A 15,860-nucleotide genomic window follows, 5' to 3' on the forward strand; every position below is an offset into this window, starting at 1 on the left:
ATGACTGCACTGGAAATCAAAGATTTGGACGTCTGGTTCGGCCAAACACATGACCGCGTAGATGCGGTCAAAGGTGCCAACCTCAGTGTCATGCAAGGCGAAAGCTTTGGTCTTGTGGGAGAGAGCGGATCCGGTAAATCGACCATCCTGCGCGCAATAACGGGCCTTGCGCCGCAATGGTCCGGTACCATCGAGGTCGAAGGTCAGGCGCTGTCCGGAGCGAAACGGGATCGCGTATTCTTCCGGACGGTGCAAATGGTGTTTCAGGATCCTTACGCCTCGCTTCATCCGCGGCACACAGTTGATCAGGTGCTCAGCGAAACTCTGCATCTGCACGGATTGGACAATATCGACATACGTGTGGCGGGTCTGTTGGATGATGTCGGCCTTGGGCAACGGTTCCGGTTTCGATACCCGCACCAGCTCTCTGGTGGTCAGCGTCAGCGCGTTGCCATTGCAAGGGCCTTGGCAGGCGAGCCAGATATCCTGCTATTGGATGAGCCCACGTCGGCCTTGGATGTCAGCGTTCAGGCCGAAGTTCTGAATTTGCTCGCTGACCTGCGCACGAAACACGGACTGACCTATCTGATGGTATCCCATGACCTTCCTGTAATTGCGCATATGTGTGACCAACTAGCTGTCATGAGAAACGGCGAGATTGTGGAAGTCATGTCCTCCGAAACTCTACGGATGGGAAACCCCAGGCATGAATACTCGCAGGAATTGCTTAGAGCTTCGGTTGCTCCACAGTGAGTGTTGCGTATCAATGTTGGGACAGTCAATGCGACAACACCGATACTGTTTGTCTGTCGTCAGGGTTTTTCGGAGAACTGAGGCTGTATCGTAACGGAGGAATTTCCGAGTTGTTTAGGGCAGATTGTGAGGGGGCTAGCGAAAGCTGTCTCACGCCTTCATTTCAACGGTATAATCGGTCCAAAGGTTGATAGCATCGGTGCGAGCGTGGCGGTATGAATCTGCGGTGAGTTGATAGCGACGCGGTCGGAAAATCAAATTGATCTGGTCGTGCGCGGATAGAAACCTTTGAGCCTGTCGGTGGGATTTGAACCGCCCGAACATTTTCTCCCATTTGCGGGTCGGCCTGTGCCACACTTCGATCGCGTTGTTGAGGCCGTTGTGGGCTCCGTGGTCAGCGTCCGGGACCAGTGTCTTGATCGGTTTGATAAAGCTGCGCAATTTGTCGGTGATGAGGTTTTGTTGCAAAGATTTGAGCCCGTTGAGTTGTTTCAGCAATCGCTTGTAAGTCAGGTGGCGAGCTCAGCGAACTGCTTAAACGGACAGAGTCCAGGCGTGAGTTGGCCCTTGCGGATCATGTGCGACACTTCGATTCCGCCGAGCGTTGCGGCCGCTGAAGCGAAGGCCTTGAACCCCAGCATTGGCAGCGTGCGTGTCTTGATGAAACGGTGGTCCTGTTCCACGATATTGTTCAAGTATTTCCGCCCCACCATCTCAATTGGGATCGGGCAGCCAAAGCCTTTGAGCATTTTGTTGATCGCCTTGATCCCGGCGGTGTTGGCACCGCTCTTGTCGATCACAATCTTCCTTGGCAATCCATTGATCTCCAACATCCTGGCGAAGAACTTGGTGGCGGCTGGTTTGTTGCGACGCCGTGAAAGCATGAAATCAAGGGTCTTGCCGTGCTTGTCGACAGCTCGATAGAGGTAGACCCACGCGCCTTTAACTTTAATGTAAGTTTCGTTCATTCTCCACGAACGGTCACATGGCCCTTTGCGGCGACGTGTTACCTCAGCGATTGCACCAGAATACCGTGTTACCCATCTGTTTAGCGTGGTGTGGTCCACTGAAACACCGCGCTCGGTCATGATTTCTTCCAGATCCCGGTATGACACGCCGTATCGGACATAGAAAAACACCGCGAACAGGATCACATCCTTCGGATATTGCGCGCCTTTGAAGGAAATCATGAACTGACTTTCGGCTGAGTATACCGAAAGTCATTCACCCGCAGCATCCGACCTCGTCAACAGCCAAAAGTTTGCAACTGATCGACTTCCGCCTGACGGCGCGGAGGGATGCCAAGGCAGCAAGGGCGTTTTTGCGCCAGGCCCGAGATACCGTGCGACAGTACCAACCGCAAACGATCGTCACCGACAAGGCGCACAGCTACGCAAAGGTGATCCGCGAGATCAACGACCGCCTCGGGCCTGAAGATACGATCAGGCACATTGACCGCAAGTATTTGAATAATAGGATCGAAAGCGATCACGCCGCGCTGAAGCAGCGATTGCGGCCCATGCGCGGGTTCCAGACATTGGCAGGAGCGAAGGCCGCGCTCGCTGGCATCGAAACTTTCCGCACCATTCGAAAAGGCCAGTTCGAGAATTGTGAGACCAGAGTGATCAACGAGATCATCTTTGTCGAAAACCTGTTCCAGGAAACTGCATGAACGGTGAGCACTACCGACGATAAACGCAGCTCTATTACGTTAATGCAACGGACCCGGCTCGATCGAGTTTGAGTTGGTCTGCAAAACTTCTGCGAGAACTAAAGTCCCCGTTCTGTCAAAGCGTGTCGTAATCCGCCAAACGGTCTTTGAGAAAGGTGTAGTTCTCTCTCGCCTTCAGCAGATGTTCGCGATTGATTGTCAAATGGCGGAAATCTTCATCCGTGTCGGCAAATCGTTGCGGCGGAATGTTCTCATCCATCCAAGGCAGGCAGAAGATCGAATTGCCCCACGTCTTTCCGGCACGGTTCAGGGACAAAAAGTAAATCTGGTTCTCCATTGCGCGGGTCTTGGCAAAGCTGTGCCAGGTATTGAAAGATTCATCCCGGTAATATGCACCGCTATGAAGGATTAGATCAACACCGTGCTTCAATGCCAGAACGCGCGACAGTTCGGGTATTCGTATGTCGTAGCAAATGATGGGAGAAATCGTTATGCCGTTGATTTCGAACGTAAATACATGACCTCCTGATACGAAATATTCCTTTTCCATCGATGCACCATATTGGCAAAGATGGAGCTTGTCATAGTACCCGACCAATAAGCCTGCGGGTGATACCACCGCAACAGATATATGGGTGCCCTGCGTCCCTTTGCGCGCAAACCCATAGGACACGTGCGCGCCAAACTCGATTGCCACAGCCCGCCAGGTTTCAAAGGATGCGCCCTCCAGCGGCTCTGCAATCTTGTTGAGCCGGTCGAAGGCCGCGCGGGAATAGTCGATGCTTGAAAGCTCGGGCAGAACCACAAGGTCGGCCGGCCGCGCCTTCAATTGGGCGCGGACTTTGGCGGCTGATATCTCCAGATGTTTGTCCCGCGCTGCGGCACTTTCCGTAGCCGGGACCTCGATCTGGCAGGCCAGTAGCGTCAGGGCGTCATTTGAGGTCACGGCTTGGCCTTTCCTAGCATTTGCTGCGGTCTGCCCATTACCCGGCCACAGCCAGATTGCGGCTACGCTCGGTGAGCGGGACGCTGTTGAGTCGCGCACGAAACATCTCAAGAAGGGCGTGTTCCGCCCGGTTCAGGCGGGCATCCTTATGGTGAACCAGATGAATATCAATCGCCAGCGTGTTTTCATATGGGGGCAATCGCCAAAGCTTGCCACGCCTGACAAACCTTTCAGCAACATGGTTGGGGAGCGGCCCAAACCCAAGGCCCGCGCTGATCATACGCTGGGCCTCTCCCAGATCGGATGTGTAGCCGATTACCCTGTTATCCAGCTTATGCTGCGCGCGCAGCAACGCCACCGGACGCAGCGCATCCCAAAGTTGATCGGTCCGAAAGGACACAGACGAGTGATTTCGCAAATCGTCCAGCGAAAGGTCACGTTGCCCGAACAAAGGATGGCTGGGTCCGCAATAGAACCCAAAAAATGAGCGGAACAATACATCATGCATTAGGTTCGAGTGTGCGTCATGTACGAGGCACACCCCAAGAGACGCAGATTTGGTCAGCACGGCCTGGCGCACGTCCTTGCTCGACATGACCTCAATGTCAAAGTTGACTTCGGGAAATTGTCGGTGGAAATCCGAAAGGACCTGATCGAAGAATTCGTTTTCTATTCGGCTGAGCAAGGCGAGCTTGACCGTGCCTGTCACGGTGTCCTCGGTACTCTGTGCACTCTGAATGGTCCGCGCCAGGCTGCCGAACACTTCCAAGCATTCCTTATAGAGGCTCTGCCCCGCCGGGGTGACGCGAAAATGCGAGGGGCTGCGATCGATCAATGGCGTGCCCAACCGGGTCTCCAACCGTTTGAGAGCCTGGCTGACCGAGGGTTGGCGGCGCATAAGGCGTTTTGCCGCAAGCGTGATACTGCCTTCCTGCACAATGAACATGAAGGTGCGCAGCAAGTTCCAATCCAGTTCCCGGATCAGCTTTTCCTGATCAGTGGCGTTCATCATTGATCTCATCAATAATAATAACTCGCATTATCTATTTGCTCCATGTCACTTTTAAACACAAGGTTATGCTTGGCGTTGTTCTACCAAAAATACCGAAGCGAGGAGCCCTTTGAAGACATCGAACCTGTTTTACCAGAACCGTACGCGCCGCCCCGAAGTCGAGCGCGCCGAAGGGATTTATATCTGGGCGAAGAACGGAGAACGGTTTATCGACGGATCATCCGGTGCCATGGTCAGCAATATCGGCCATTCCAACCCGCGCGTTCTGGACGCGATGATGGCGCAGATGAACAGCGCCACTTTTGCCTACCGGCTGCATTTCGAAAACGCACCAGCGGAAGATCTGGCGACAGCGATTGCTGATCGTATGCCGGATGGGTTGAGCAAGGTGTTCTTTGTCTCTGGAGGGTCCGAGGCGGTTGAATCCTGCGTTAAATTCGCGCGGCAATGGGCCGTCGCGTCAGATCAGGCAAGCCGCTGGAAAGTGATCTCGCGCTTTCCCTCCTATCACGGGTCCACGCTGGGGGCGCTGGCAATCACCGGCTACGGGCCGCTGACAAATGCCTTTGGGCCGCTGTACAAAGATATGCCGAAAATCCCTGCGCCGACCTGTTATCTGGATCGTGACAACCTGTCAGACCATGACAGGGGATTGAAATATGCCGAGATGCTGCGAGATGAGATCATCGCTCAGGGGCCCGAAACCGTTCTGGCTTTTGCGATGGAACCCGTAGGCGGCGCGTCCACTGGGGCACTGGTGGCGCCCGACAGTTATTACGCCAGAGTGCGCGAGATTTGTGACGAGTTCGGCGTTCTGCTGATCATGGACGAGGTGATGTCAGGCGTCGGACGCACTGGGGCGTTTTTGGCGTCCGATCATTGGAATGTGCGTCCGGACCTCGTGGCGCTTTCCAAGGGCTTTGGTGCGGGTTATGCGCCGTTAGGGGCAATGATCGCCGACGAAGGAATGGTCGGCACGGTGCTTGATACCGGCGGGTTCGCGCACGGGCATACCTATGCGGGAAACCCGCTGGCCTGTTCGGCGGGGCTTGCGGTTCTGGACGAGATCGAACGGCATGACCTGATGACCAATGCAAGCATCATGGGGGATGTGCTGATGGAGGGCCTTCGGGACCTGATGAAGCGCTATGCCTTCATTGGTGATGTACGCGGCAAGGGCTTGCTGACCGCATTCGAACTTGTCTCGGATCGTGAAACGATGGCACCGCTGCCCAAGAACCTGAACGCCTATGAGCGGCTTGTGGAGCTTTGTTACGACCGAAATCTGATCACGTATTCGCGCCGCACCCGTGGCGGGGTGGAGGGCGACCACTTCCTTGTGTGTCCACCGATGATTGTGACTGAACCTCAGATCAATGAAATCCTGAACATTCTTGACGACAGTCTCGGGGCCTTTTCCCGAGAATGCGGATTGGAGTGCTAGCCATGGCACAAAAGATCATTCTCACTTGCGCCATCACCGGCTCGATCCACACCCCGAGCATGAGCCCCTACCTCCCGGTGACGCCCGCCGAGATCGCGACTTCGGCAATCGAGGCCGCTGAGGCAGGCGCGTCTGTCCTACACCTGCATGCGCGCGACCCGGAAACCGGGCGCCCAAGTGCTGATATCAACGTCTTTCGCCAGTTCCTGCCCCGGATCAAGAACGCAACAGATGCGGTCATCAATCTGACCACCGGCGGCAGTTCCCAGATGAGCGTGGAACAGCGTTTGTCAGCCCCCGCCGAACTGGCACCCGAGATGTGTTCGCTGAACATGGGGTCAGTCAATTTCGGGCTTTTCCCGATGAAGGACCGATATTCGGACTGGGCCTATGATTGGGAGGAAAGTTTTCTTGAAAACACCCGTGACACAGTGTTCAAGAACACGTTTCATGACATCGAAACCGTGTTTCGGATGCTTGGTGATGAGGCGGGCGCGCGATTTGAATGCGAATGCTACGATGTGGGCCATATCCAGACGATTGCTTTCTACCTGAAGCAAAATCGCCTTGTGCGACCGGTATTTCTTCAATTCGTCATGGGGGTTCTTGGTGGGATCGATGCAAGCCCGCACAGTCTGATGAGCCTCAAGGAAACTGCTGACCGTCTTCTGGGCGATGCGTACGAGTTTTCGGCACTTGCGGCAGGACGGCAGCAGATGCCGCTCGCCACGATGAGCTCCATTCTGGGCGGGCATGTACGCGTAGGCCTCGAAGACAGCCTGATGATCGGGCGCGGGGAACTGGCCACCAGCAACGCCCAGCAGGTCAGAAAAATCCGGCGCGTTCTGGAAGAGCTGGGATATGAAATCGCAACTCCGGCTGAGACACGCAAGATGCTCAGCCTCAAAGGCGCAGACAAGGTGGGGTTCTGACACATGAAGGTGTTTTCGGATCAGAAACGGCAAAGCCAACACAATCCAAGCGGTTTCCTGGTGAATGGTGTCATGCAACCCAACCCCGAAACACCCGAGCGGTTAGAAAAACTGCTTTCGGGCGTGGCTGCCGGTGGGCATGACCTGCATGTGCCGATGGATCACGGGCTTGGCCCCATCGCGGCGGTTCACAGTCCCGTCTATTTGAAATTTCTGTCAACGGTTCATGAGCGTTGGAAGCGCATTCCCGATGCGACGCCCGAGATCTTCCCGAACATTCACCCGGATCGCCGCACCGCCAGCTATCCATTGTCAGCGGTGGGACAGGCCGGATTTCATATCACCGACATGTCCTGCCCGATTGGTGAACATACCTGGGAGGCGGCGCGCTGGTCCGCAAATTGCGCCGCGTCCGCGGCTGAGGTCGTTCTGAACGGGGATCACGTGGCCTACGCGCTGTGCCGCCCGCCGGGGCATCATTGTTTCATCGATCTCGCGGGTGGCTTTTGCTACCTTAACAACAGTGCCATTGCTGCCCAGTTTCTGCGGCAGACCCACGACCGCGTTGCAATCATCGATGTTGATCTGCATCACGGCAACGGCACGCAGGGCATTTTCTTTGCGCGCGACGACGTGTTTACACTGTCCATCCATGCGGATCCCGCCCGGTTCTATCCGTTTTTCTGGGGCCACGCGCACGAGGTCGGAGAAGGTGCAGGGCACGGTTACAATCTGAACGTTCCGCTGCCACGCGGTACCGGGACCGACGGATTCATGAAGGGTCTGCGGGACGGCCTGGCTCATGTGCGAAATTTCGCGCCGGGCGCTGTTGTGATTGCGCTTGGCCTCGACGCCTACGAGGGCGACCCCTTTGGTGGGCTGACGGTATCGACCTCCGGTTTTTCCGAGATCGGAAAAGAATTGGCCGCACTCGGTCTCCCGACAGTGATTGTTCAGGAAGGAGGGTACCTCTGTAACGAATTGGGTGACAACCTGCATGCGTTTCTCAGCGGGTTTGCGGACGGCACCCCATGACCCACGGAGTTACATCAGAAATTCGTCAGGTACCCGAAGCGTGGATTGACTACAATGGCCACATGAATCTGGCTTACTACGTGATGGCCTTTGACGAAGCACTGGACGTCATGCTGGACGAAGAACTGGGTATTGGCCCCAGTTTCGTGAAGGCCTGTAACGCCGGGCCATTTGCACTCCAAAACCACGTCCACTACCTGGGTGAGCTTTTGGCAGGCGATGAGTTTCTCTGCCGGTTTCTACTATTGGATTCCGATGCTAAACGCCTGCATATCGCGGGATCGATGATAAAGCTGAAAGATCAAACAACTGTCTGCGTGATGGAACAGGTTCTCATGAATGTCGATCACGGCACACGCCGCTCCGCCCCCTATCCGGCAGACATTCAAACCCGAATCGCCGCGTTGGCGGCTGAACACAAACCGATCGCCCGCCCTGCCGAAATTGGTCGGCCAATCGGTTTGATGAGACGATAATGGATCGAGCTTACGCTCGCAGGCACCAGAAACCTCACCCCGAAAAAATCCTAAATAGAGAGGAACCCGATCCAAGCAAAAACAAGCCTTGAATCAAATTGCACTGCGATATGTGTTCGCATAGTGTGACCAAACGCAATAATTTGCAGCGGTCAGCAAAAGATGCCAAACGAAATAAGAACCGCAAACTGGGAGAAATCTAGATGAAATTCAAATATGTCACCAAGGGCCTGATGCTTGGCGCCGTAAGCGCGCTGATGTCCACCGCAGCGCTGGCAGAAGATATGAAACTGCGCTTTGCCGGTGTGTTCCCGATTGACCACCAGGGCACCAAGATGATGGAGCAGGTGGCCGCTGATGTTGCTGCCGCTGATGTCGGACTGACAATCGAAGTTTTCCCGGCCAACCAGCTTGGCTCGGGCGAGGCGCTTTTTGAAGATGTGGCGCGGGGTAATATCGATCTGGCGGCGGCATTCATCTATGCCGACACCGACCCGCGCCTTGAGTTCCTGTCGATGCCGTTCCTCGTGGGTGGCTGGGATGACATGGACAACATCATGCGCAACATGGACTCCGAATATAACAAGATCCTGCAGGAGATCACCGACGAGTACGGTGTGAGCGTTATGGCACAGAACCCTGAAGGGTTTGTTGGCATCGTGGCTACTCAAGAGCCGACCAACTGGAACACGTTCGACGATAAAGGCATGAACATTCGTGTATGGTCGTCGCCCGCCGTTAAAGGCATGGTGGAAGCGCTTGGTTTCCAGGCCACGACCATGGCGTGGGGCGATATCTTCCCTGCGATCCAGTCAGGTATTGTTGATGGCGCGATCTGCTGCACCAAAACGGCAACCTATTCTATCTTCGCCCAGTCGGATGTTGGCACCCACTTTATCGAGTATAACTCTATCTCGGAACTGACGACGTTCTACGCGTCGCAGCGTACTCTGGACAAGCTGAATGACGAGCAGCGCGAAGCCCTGCAGTCAGCCATGACCAAGGCGTCGGACGACTTCTTCCAGTATAACCGCGACAACGATGCGGCGTTTGGAGAGAAGTTGGTCGAAAAAGGTTATACCATCCTGTCCCTGAACGACGAAGAACAGGCCGCGATGGCCGCACATATCCAGGAACAGATCTGGCCGATGATGGCCCAGAACGTTGGCCAGGATGTGATCGACCGTTTGCTGGCCAGCAAAAACTGATAGTCAGCACAATCAATCGGGCCGGCAAAATTGCCGGCCCTTTCGCTATTTACTCACAAAAAAGAAAAAAGCGGGGGGACAGGCATGTCGATTGAGAAAGATGACATGACGACGTATGTCGGCGACGACGACGCCGAAAAACCGCAGAAAGTCACGGACGAACTTCCACCGATCATTGGGTATCCCATGAAATTGATCGCATTTGTTATGCGACAGATCGTGATGGCCAGTGGCTTCCTGATGGCCTTCACCTTTGGTGCTGTTGTTGTGATCAGATACGGTTTTGGCGGCGATCTTTTTGCTTACGAAGAATGGCTTTTGGCCTTCTCTATCGTGGGCTTTTTTGCCGGAGCGGTTCTGGCATCTGCACGCAACCTGCACATCAACGCCGACATCTTGGGCATCGTGATCCATAACCCTCGGATGATCTGGTGGCGCGGATTCGTAGTGCTGTTGGTCGAACTGCTTATAATCCTCTTTATGGTTTATGCCTGCTACGTGTCGCTGCTGGACGACTTCTCGTTCCCACGGTTGAGGTCGACGCCGGTGTTGCGCATTCCTTTTGTTACCTGGCGTATCGCGATCATGTGCGCATTTGGCTTCATGGCGATGTTCACAGCTGCATATCTTTACGTGCATATCCGAAAGGGGCTCGGTCTTCCTTTGCGGTCCGAAACCCTTAAAGGAGCCGCGAAATGATTATCGGCGGAAGTCTTATTATTGTCTGTCTGATGCTCTTGCTGGGCGTCAGCGTCTATGTGGCGTTTGGAGCTGTTCTGATTTTCATTGCACTGGTTGGGGATCAGTCCATTACGGGCTACTTGCCGACCGGTGCAACCGGGATCCGCTCTCTGGTGCTGCTGGCAATTCCGCTCTTCATGATTGCCGGCGGCATCATGGAGAAAGGCCGGATTGCAGCCCCCCTGGTGGCGCTGGCCGAGATGTTCATCGGTCACATCAAAGGTGGTTTGAACGCGGCATCCGTGCTGGCCTGCGGTGTCTTCGGCTCGATCTCGGGCAGTGCCAATGCGACGCTAACCTGTATCGGTGGCATCATGATGCCGCACCTAAAAAAGGCGAACTATCCGAAAGGGCAATCCGCGGCACTGATCGTGTCGGCAAGCCCCTTAGGCCTTTTGATCCCGCCCAGCTCGTCGCACATCCTTTATGGCTGGGTGGCACAGCAACACGTGTTGAAATGCTTCCTGTCTACGGTCATCCCCGCGATCATCCTGATTACGCTTCTGATCATTACCAACCAGTTCATGCTGCGGAAGTATGACGATATCCAACTGACGGCTCGTCCTGATCCGTTCATGCCTGCTCTCTTGGGTCAAGGCCGCCTGGCCGGGCCTGCACTGATGATGCCGATTATCATTCTGGGTGGTATTTATGGCGGCATCATGACCCCGACAGAGGCCGCAGGCATCGCGGTTTGCTATGCGATCCCGGTTGCGATCTACTTCTATCGTGGCCTGACCTGGAAGACCCTGGCGCAGACGATCCAGAACTCAGGCGTGACCATTGGTGTGGTCATGGTCATGATTTTCATGGTTCTGATCGTGTCGGACAATCTGATCTCGCAGGGCGCTCCGCAACTGGCCAAGGACATGGTTTATTCTGTTTCGGACAACCCGGTCATTATCCTCTTGATGATCAACGTGGTGATGATCCTGATCGGGATGCTGATGGACGACATCTCGGGCCTTTTGTTGGCAACTCCGATCCTGCTGCCGATCGCCCAAAGTGTCGGAGTTGATCCGATCCATTTTGCCGCGATCATCGGTGTCAATCTTGGGATGGCCAATATCACGCCGCCGACGGCTCCGTTGCTTTATCTTGGGGCTCAAATCTGCGATACGCCGGTCTCAAAGATGTTGTGGCCGACATTGGTTTTCATCGTGTTTGCCTGGCTGCCGACGCTGATGCTGACGACATTCATTCCTGAATTGGCCCTGTGGTTGCCGGACTTGCTGCTAAGCCGCTAGTACGAAGATCGAAAATGTACAAAGGCGCCCGGGTTCGGGCGCCTTTCTCATTGTTCGGAGCATCAAAGCCCCTAACTTGTCGCTCGCAGCTGGCCTGCCCGGCGCAGAACCTGCGGCGATGGGTATTCAGAGGACGTACATCCAAGAATGCAGACCAACAAATACTCCGGTTACTGCCACCAAAGCCGCGATACCCAGTGTGTCTTTTACAACGTTGTTCATTGTTCCGATCCTCTACAGGAGCTGCCATAACGACGCATAGATAGGTGAAACTTTGAGACGAAAACACCATCAAAAAACACATATGCGCCTTGCAATCATTGCATGACGGCGGGACTTTTCGAAAGCTGCAGCATTGCCAATTTGATCGGGTTGTCCTTCTCGGATAGCGCAGTACCAGGGTGGATCGACACTGAACTGAACATTGATTTCATCCAAAGCATAGATGACCCCGACGCCTTCCGCCGGGCAATCGACCGCATTCATCCGGTGAGCCGGACAGGCGCGCCGGATGAGGTGGCGGCACTTTTCGCGTTTCTGGCCTCGGACGAGGCCGGTTTCATCACCGGTCAGGTTTACACGGTGGATGGCGGACGGATGACGCAATTCAGCCTGCCATAAACGGTCCGACGGCTATTCAGCCCCGGATCGCCATTCTTTCCAGATCAGATAGCTGTTTGCCCCCAGCGACGCGAACGGTTCCGGCGGAAGACGTGGCGGCATCGGTTGGGCCAGAAAGTGGTCGGCGATGTCCGACCCGCCCTGAGTGACCAATTCCGCCACGGCCATACCCTGCAATGTCCCTCTGGCGAGGCCCAAACCGTTTTGGCAGCAGGCAGAATAAACGCCCGTCTCAAGCTCACCGAATGCGGCTGATCCATTACGGCTGAGGCACAGCATTCCGGCCCAGCGGTGTTCCATCCGTACATCAGGCAGATGCGGGAAGCGTTCCTTGAACTTGCGGTCGTGTACCCGACCAGCATTGCGCAGACGCATCGAACTGGTCTCGATCGTCGGGTGAAAGCTGGAACAGCTCCGGATCAGAATACGATCTCCATAGCGACCTGAAACCCGCCGCACCGAGGTTCCCATTGGGTCCGCAGGTGTCACCGACCAGCGTGGCTGCCCGCCCAGCGTTGCGATCTGCGCCTCGCTCAGCGGTTCCGTCATCGAAGCATAGAGGCATACGTGCATCAGGCGTCGCTGATAGAAGCCGAAACTCTCAAGATGCCCGTTATTGGCCAGCACGATTCGCCCTGTCGACACCCGCGCCTTCCCGGTCTCGACCACCCAGCCGCTGCTCTGCTTGCTGAATCCGGTCACTGCTGAATTCTCATGGACCCTGACCCGGCGCGCCAACTGTGCCGACAGCGCCCGGATATACGCGGCAGGCTGGATCATCACCGTCCCTGGCGTGAACAGGCCCGAAGTATAATGTGGACTGCCCGTCAAAGCCCGCATCTGGTGCTGATCATACATCTCGCAAGGCTCACCCAAACGCGCCAGATGCGCGGCATAATCGGCGTTATGCCGGTCACCCGCCGGTGTTGCGGCAGCATTGATCTTGCCGCAGGGATCGAACATCTCCTCCGACAATTCGCACTCTGCCGCAGCCTGGGAAGCAAAAGCAATCGCCTGCCGGTTCAGCGCAATACTGGCCCGATCCGCCTCCAACCCCGCGCTCGTATAATTCTCCGAGGCCAGATCGTGCGGCAGATCAATCATGAAGCCTGAATTGCGCCCGGCGGACCCTTCGGCAAAGCGCCCAGCCTCCAACAGGACGACTTTCAGAGATGGGTCGATCTGGTGCAATCGCCGCGCGGCGCTTAGGCCCGCGAACCCGCCTCCGATGATCGTTATATCTGCTGTCAGATCGTCGTCGAGCTCGGGTAGAGGTGTCTGTGGCGGCAGGATTGCATTCCATCCCGCCGATCCCGTTTGTCGGGGCAGGCGTTTGGCGTCATACCGGCTCAATCCACAGCCTCATCCGCATCATCTGCCAGATCTATCCAGATGGTCTTCAACTGGGTGTACTGATCATGGGCATGGATCGAGTTGTCGCGCCCGCCAAAGCCGGATTGCTTGTAGCCACCAAACGGTGTCGAGATGTCTCCTTCGCCAAAACTGTTCACTGTGACGGTTCCGACGCGCAGGGCACGGGCGCCTCGGATGGCGCGTTTTGCATTGGCGGTGAAGATCGACGCGCAGAGCCCGTATTCCGTGTCATTGGCGACCGAGATAGCCTCGTCAAAGCCGGATACCTCGATGACTGACAACACAGGGCCAAAGATTTCTTCGCGGGCAAGAATGGCTTCGTTATCAGATACTTCGACGACCGTCGCCTCAACAAAGCCCTTATCGGCTTTGCCGCCGATAAGGACGTTTTCTGCCTGTTCCAGATAGCCGCACACCTTGTTGAAATGACCTTCAGAAACCAACGCACCCATGCGCGTTTCCGGGTTCAGCGGGTCACCGATATTCCACTGCTTGGCGTGATGTGCAATTCGGTCCAGCAATTCGTTCTTCACATCTTTATGCACGATCAGGCGCGAACTGGCCGAGCAATTCTCACCCATATTCCAGAACGCGCCATTGACCAGATGCTGGGCGACGCGGTCCAGGTTCTCGGCATCGTCCATCACGATGGCCGGGTTCTTGCCGCCCATCTCAAGCACGACCTCTTTGGCATTCGATTCCGCCGAATAGGTAAGAAAGCGTTTGCCCGTCATTGTCGAGCCGGTGAACGAGACCATGTCGACATCCATATGTCGCCCGATGGGTTCACCCACATCGGCTCCGCTTCCGGGGAGGATGTTCAGCACGCCGGCAGGCACACCGGCTTCCATCGCCAGCTCTGCCACGCGCAGCGCGGTCAGGGTGGTTTCAGCAGCTGGTTTGATGACCAGCGAACAGCCCGCAGCAAGGGCCGGGCCGATTTTCCATGCCAGCATCAACAGCGGAAAGTTCCACGGCAGCACCAGCCCCACGACACCAATGGGCTCGCGGATAACCATGGCGATATGATCGTCAGACGCCGGCGAGACCTGATCGTAGATCTTGTCGATTGCCTCTGCGTGCCATTTCAGGCAGTGGATGGTCTCGGGCACGTCCACGGTTTCACAATCGAAGATCGTCTTGCCGCTGTCGATGCTCTCCATCACCGAAAGTTCGCGTGCGTTGCGGGTCATGAGTTTGCACAATCGGATCAGCACGTCCTTGCGCTCGGAGGGGTGCAGTTTCGACCAACGGCCATCCTCGAACGCCTCGCGTGCTTTCTCGACGGCAAAGTCCACATCTGAGGTATCGCACGCGGCAATATCGGTCAGTTTTTCGCCGCTGGCAGGGTTGATGGTCGTGAAGGTCTTGCCTGAGATGGCCGGACGAAAGCTGCCATCGATGAATGCGCCGGTGGGCAAGTCCAGACCCGTGGCAATGGATTTGTATTCGTCCTGTGTCAGCAGATCCATGTCTCTTATCCTTCTGCCACGATGTCGGCGATTTTGCGTTTCAACACGCGTGTGACCTGTTCCAATGCACGTTTGTCATCCTTGTTCAGACCGCGCAGCGGCGGGCGCATTATGCCCGCATCGATCCCGTTCATGGTGACGCCGTGTTTGATGGTCTGGATGAACTTGCCGCCCTGTTCCAGCACGTGCATCAGCGGCAGCATCGCGCTCATGATACGGCGACCTTTGTCAAAGTTTCCTTCCACGACGCAGGCATTGTACAGCGCCACATGTTCCGCCGGCAGGAAGTTCGACCCGCCGCAAACCCAGAAGGGCGCACCCCAGGCAAAGAACTCCAGCGCCTGGTCATCCATGCCGCAGCCCAGCTGGATATGTGGGTAATCCCGCGCCAATAGATGCACGCGGTTGATATCGCCCGAGCTCTCCTTGATGCCGCAGAAATTCCGGCTGCGGCCCACACGATCAAGAAACTCCTCGCCCATCATGGTGCCGGTCCGGTGCGGATAGTTGTACAGCATCACCGGAAGATCAGCCGCCTTGTCGATGGCCAGCGCGTTCAACGCGTTTTCCCGATCAGTCGGTACTGAATAAGCAGGACTGGCCAGAAGTATTGAATCCGCCCCGATTTCACGCGCACCTGCAGCCAGATAAATAGAATCTGGCGTCATCATTGCCCCCGTGCCGACCACCAGAGGCAGGCGGCCTTTCAGGCGGTCATGGGTGAATTTGGCCAACTCGAGGCGTTCGGTCACGGTCTGAGAGTAGTTCTCACCAGTAGATCCGCCCGAAATCAGACCGTGCACACCATTTTCGATTAGAAATTCGATCACCTCCGACAGAGCATCCCAGTTGACACTGCCATCCTCGCAATAAGGGGTCACTACCGGGGTGTAGATTCCTTCAAATTTGAACAGGGGAGTCATTTAC

Annotated in this window: 16 protein-coding genes and 1 pseudogene; 10 read left to right on the forward strand and 7 right to left on the reverse strand. The window is 55.8% G+C overall.

The window, feature by feature from the left end:
- A complete protein-coding gene (locus ALB80_RS12335) occupies positions 1–753 on the forward strand; it encodes an ABC transporter ATP-binding protein (protein ID WP_050604376.1) in 753 nt (250 codons plus the stop codon).
- Positions 754–903: 150 nt separating this feature from the next.
- Here ALB80_RS12335 and ALB80_RS12340 read toward each other — a convergent pair.
- Both ALB80_RS12340 and ALB80_RS12345 read right to left on the reverse strand, forming a co-directional pair.
- Positions 904–1,254 (reverse strand): annotated as a pseudogene (locus tag ALB80_RS12340) (DDE-type integrase/transposase/recombinase); the annotation flags it as partial.
- Between the two features lie 8 nt (positions 1,255–1,262).
- Entirely contained in the window at positions 1,263–1,943 is a 681-nt protein-coding gene (locus tag ALB80_RS12345) for an IS6 family transposase (protein ID WP_050604377.1), read from the reverse strand.
- 71 nt (positions 1,944–2,014) lie between these two features.
- Here ALB80_RS12345 and ALB80_RS12350 point away from each other — a divergent pair, with 71 nt between their 5' ends.
- A complete protein-coding gene (locus ALB80_RS12350) occupies positions 2,015–2,425 on the forward strand; it encodes a DDE-type integrase/transposase/recombinase (RefSeq protein WP_172677887.1) in 411 nt (136 codons plus the stop codon).
- 115 nt (positions 2,426–2,540) lie between these two features.
- On the opposite strand, the gene ALB80_RS12355 is transcribed toward ALB80_RS12350, so the two are convergent.
- Positions 2,541–3,371, reverse strand: a complete 831-nt coding sequence (locus ALB80_RS12355) for a carbon-nitrogen hydrolase family protein (protein WP_050604378.1) — start codon at positions 3,369–3,371, stop codon at positions 2,541–2,543.
- Between the two features lie 37 nt (positions 3,372–3,408).
- Positions 3,409–4,383, reverse strand: a complete 975-nt coding sequence (locus ALB80_RS12360; RefSeq protein ID WP_216597679.1) for a LysR family transcriptional regulator — start codon at positions 4,381–4,383, stop codon at positions 3,409–3,411.
- Positions 4,384–4,492: 109 nt separating this feature from the next.
- Here ALB80_RS12360 and ALB80_RS12365 point away from each other — a divergent pair, with 109 nt between their 5' ends.
- The 8 genes from ALB80_RS12365 (at position 4,493) to ALB80_RS12400 (ending at position 12,087) form a co-directional block, all read left to right on the forward strand.
- A complete protein-coding gene (locus tag ALB80_RS12365; protein WP_050604380.1) occupies positions 4,493–5,827 on the forward strand; it encodes an aspartate aminotransferase family protein in 1,335 nt (444 codons plus the stop codon).
- Between the two features lie 2 nt (positions 5,828–5,829).
- Positions 5,830–6,759 (forward strand): 3-keto-5-aminohexanoate cleavage protein, encoded by a 930-nt coding sequence (locus tag ALB80_RS12370; protein WP_050604381.1) that lies wholly within the window; start codon positions 5,830–5,832, stop codon positions 6,757–6,759.
- A 3-nt stretch (positions 6,760–6,762) separates the two neighbouring features.
- Positions 6,763–7,794 carry a histone deacetylase family protein gene (locus ALB80_RS12375; protein ID WP_050604382.1) on the forward strand — a complete coding sequence of 344 codons (1,032 nt, stop codon included), beginning with the start codon at positions 6,763–6,765 and terminating at the stop codon, positions 7,792–7,794.
- Entirely contained in the window at positions 7,791–8,270 is a 480-nt protein-coding gene (locus ALB80_RS12380; RefSeq protein WP_050604383.1) for a thioesterase family protein, read from the forward strand. Before ALB80_RS12375 ends, ALB80_RS12380 begins: the two co-directional genes overlap by 4 nt.
- A gap of 203 nt (positions 8,271–8,473) precedes the next feature.
- On the forward strand, positions 8,474–9,478 hold the full coding sequence (gene dctP / locus ALB80_RS12385) for a TRAP transporter substrate-binding protein DctP (protein WP_050604384.1): 1,005 nt from the start codon (positions 8,474–8,476) through the stop codon (positions 9,476–9,478).
- 84 nt (positions 9,479–9,562) lie between these two features.
- Positions 9,563–10,177, forward strand: a complete 615-nt coding sequence (locus ALB80_RS12390) for a TRAP transporter small permease (protein WP_083445288.1) — start codon at positions 9,563–9,565, stop codon at positions 10,175–10,177.
- Complete coding sequence (locus tag ALB80_RS12395; RefSeq protein ID WP_050604385.1) at positions 10,174–11,466, forward strand: TRAP transporter large permease; 1,293 nt, start codon at positions 10,174–10,176, stop codon at positions 11,464–11,466. The genes ALB80_RS12390 and ALB80_RS12395 overlap by 4 nt, the downstream gene beginning before the upstream one ends.
- 324 nt (positions 11,467–11,790) lie before the next feature.
- Positions 11,791–12,087 carry an SDR family oxidoreductase gene (locus tag ALB80_RS12400; protein ID WP_050604386.1) on the forward strand — a complete coding sequence of 99 codons (297 nt, stop codon included), beginning with the start codon at positions 11,791–11,793 and terminating at the stop codon, positions 12,085–12,087.
- Positions 12,088–12,099: 12 nt separating this feature from the next.
- Here ALB80_RS12400 and ALB80_RS12405 read toward each other — a convergent pair whose 3' ends face one another.
- Genes ALB80_RS12405 through ALB80_RS12415 form a run of 3 tightly spaced genes read right to left on the reverse strand, consistent with a single transcriptional unit; the run spans position 12,100 to position 15,856 of the window.
- A complete protein-coding gene (locus tag ALB80_RS12405) occupies positions 12,100–13,440 on the reverse strand; it encodes an FAD-binding oxidoreductase (protein ID WP_050604387.1) in 1,341 nt (446 codons plus the stop codon).
- Entirely contained in the window at positions 13,437–14,933 is a 1,497-nt protein-coding gene (locus ALB80_RS12410; RefSeq protein WP_050604388.1) for an aldehyde dehydrogenase, read from the reverse strand. The genes ALB80_RS12405 and ALB80_RS12410 overlap by 4 nt, the downstream gene beginning before the upstream one ends.
- Before the next feature lie 5 nt (positions 14,934–14,938).
- Positions 14,939–15,856, reverse strand: coding sequence for a dihydrodipicolinate synthase family protein (locus ALB80_RS12415; RefSeq protein WP_050604389.1), 918 nt, complete (start codon positions 15,854–15,856; stop codon positions 14,939–14,941).
- Positions 15,857–15,860: the final 4 nt, after the last annotated feature.

Source organism: Ruegeria sp. 6PALISEP08, from assembly GCF_001238295.1.
Classification (GTDB): Bacteria; Pseudomonadota; Alphaproteobacteria; order Rhodobacterales; family Rhodobacteraceae; genus Ruegeria.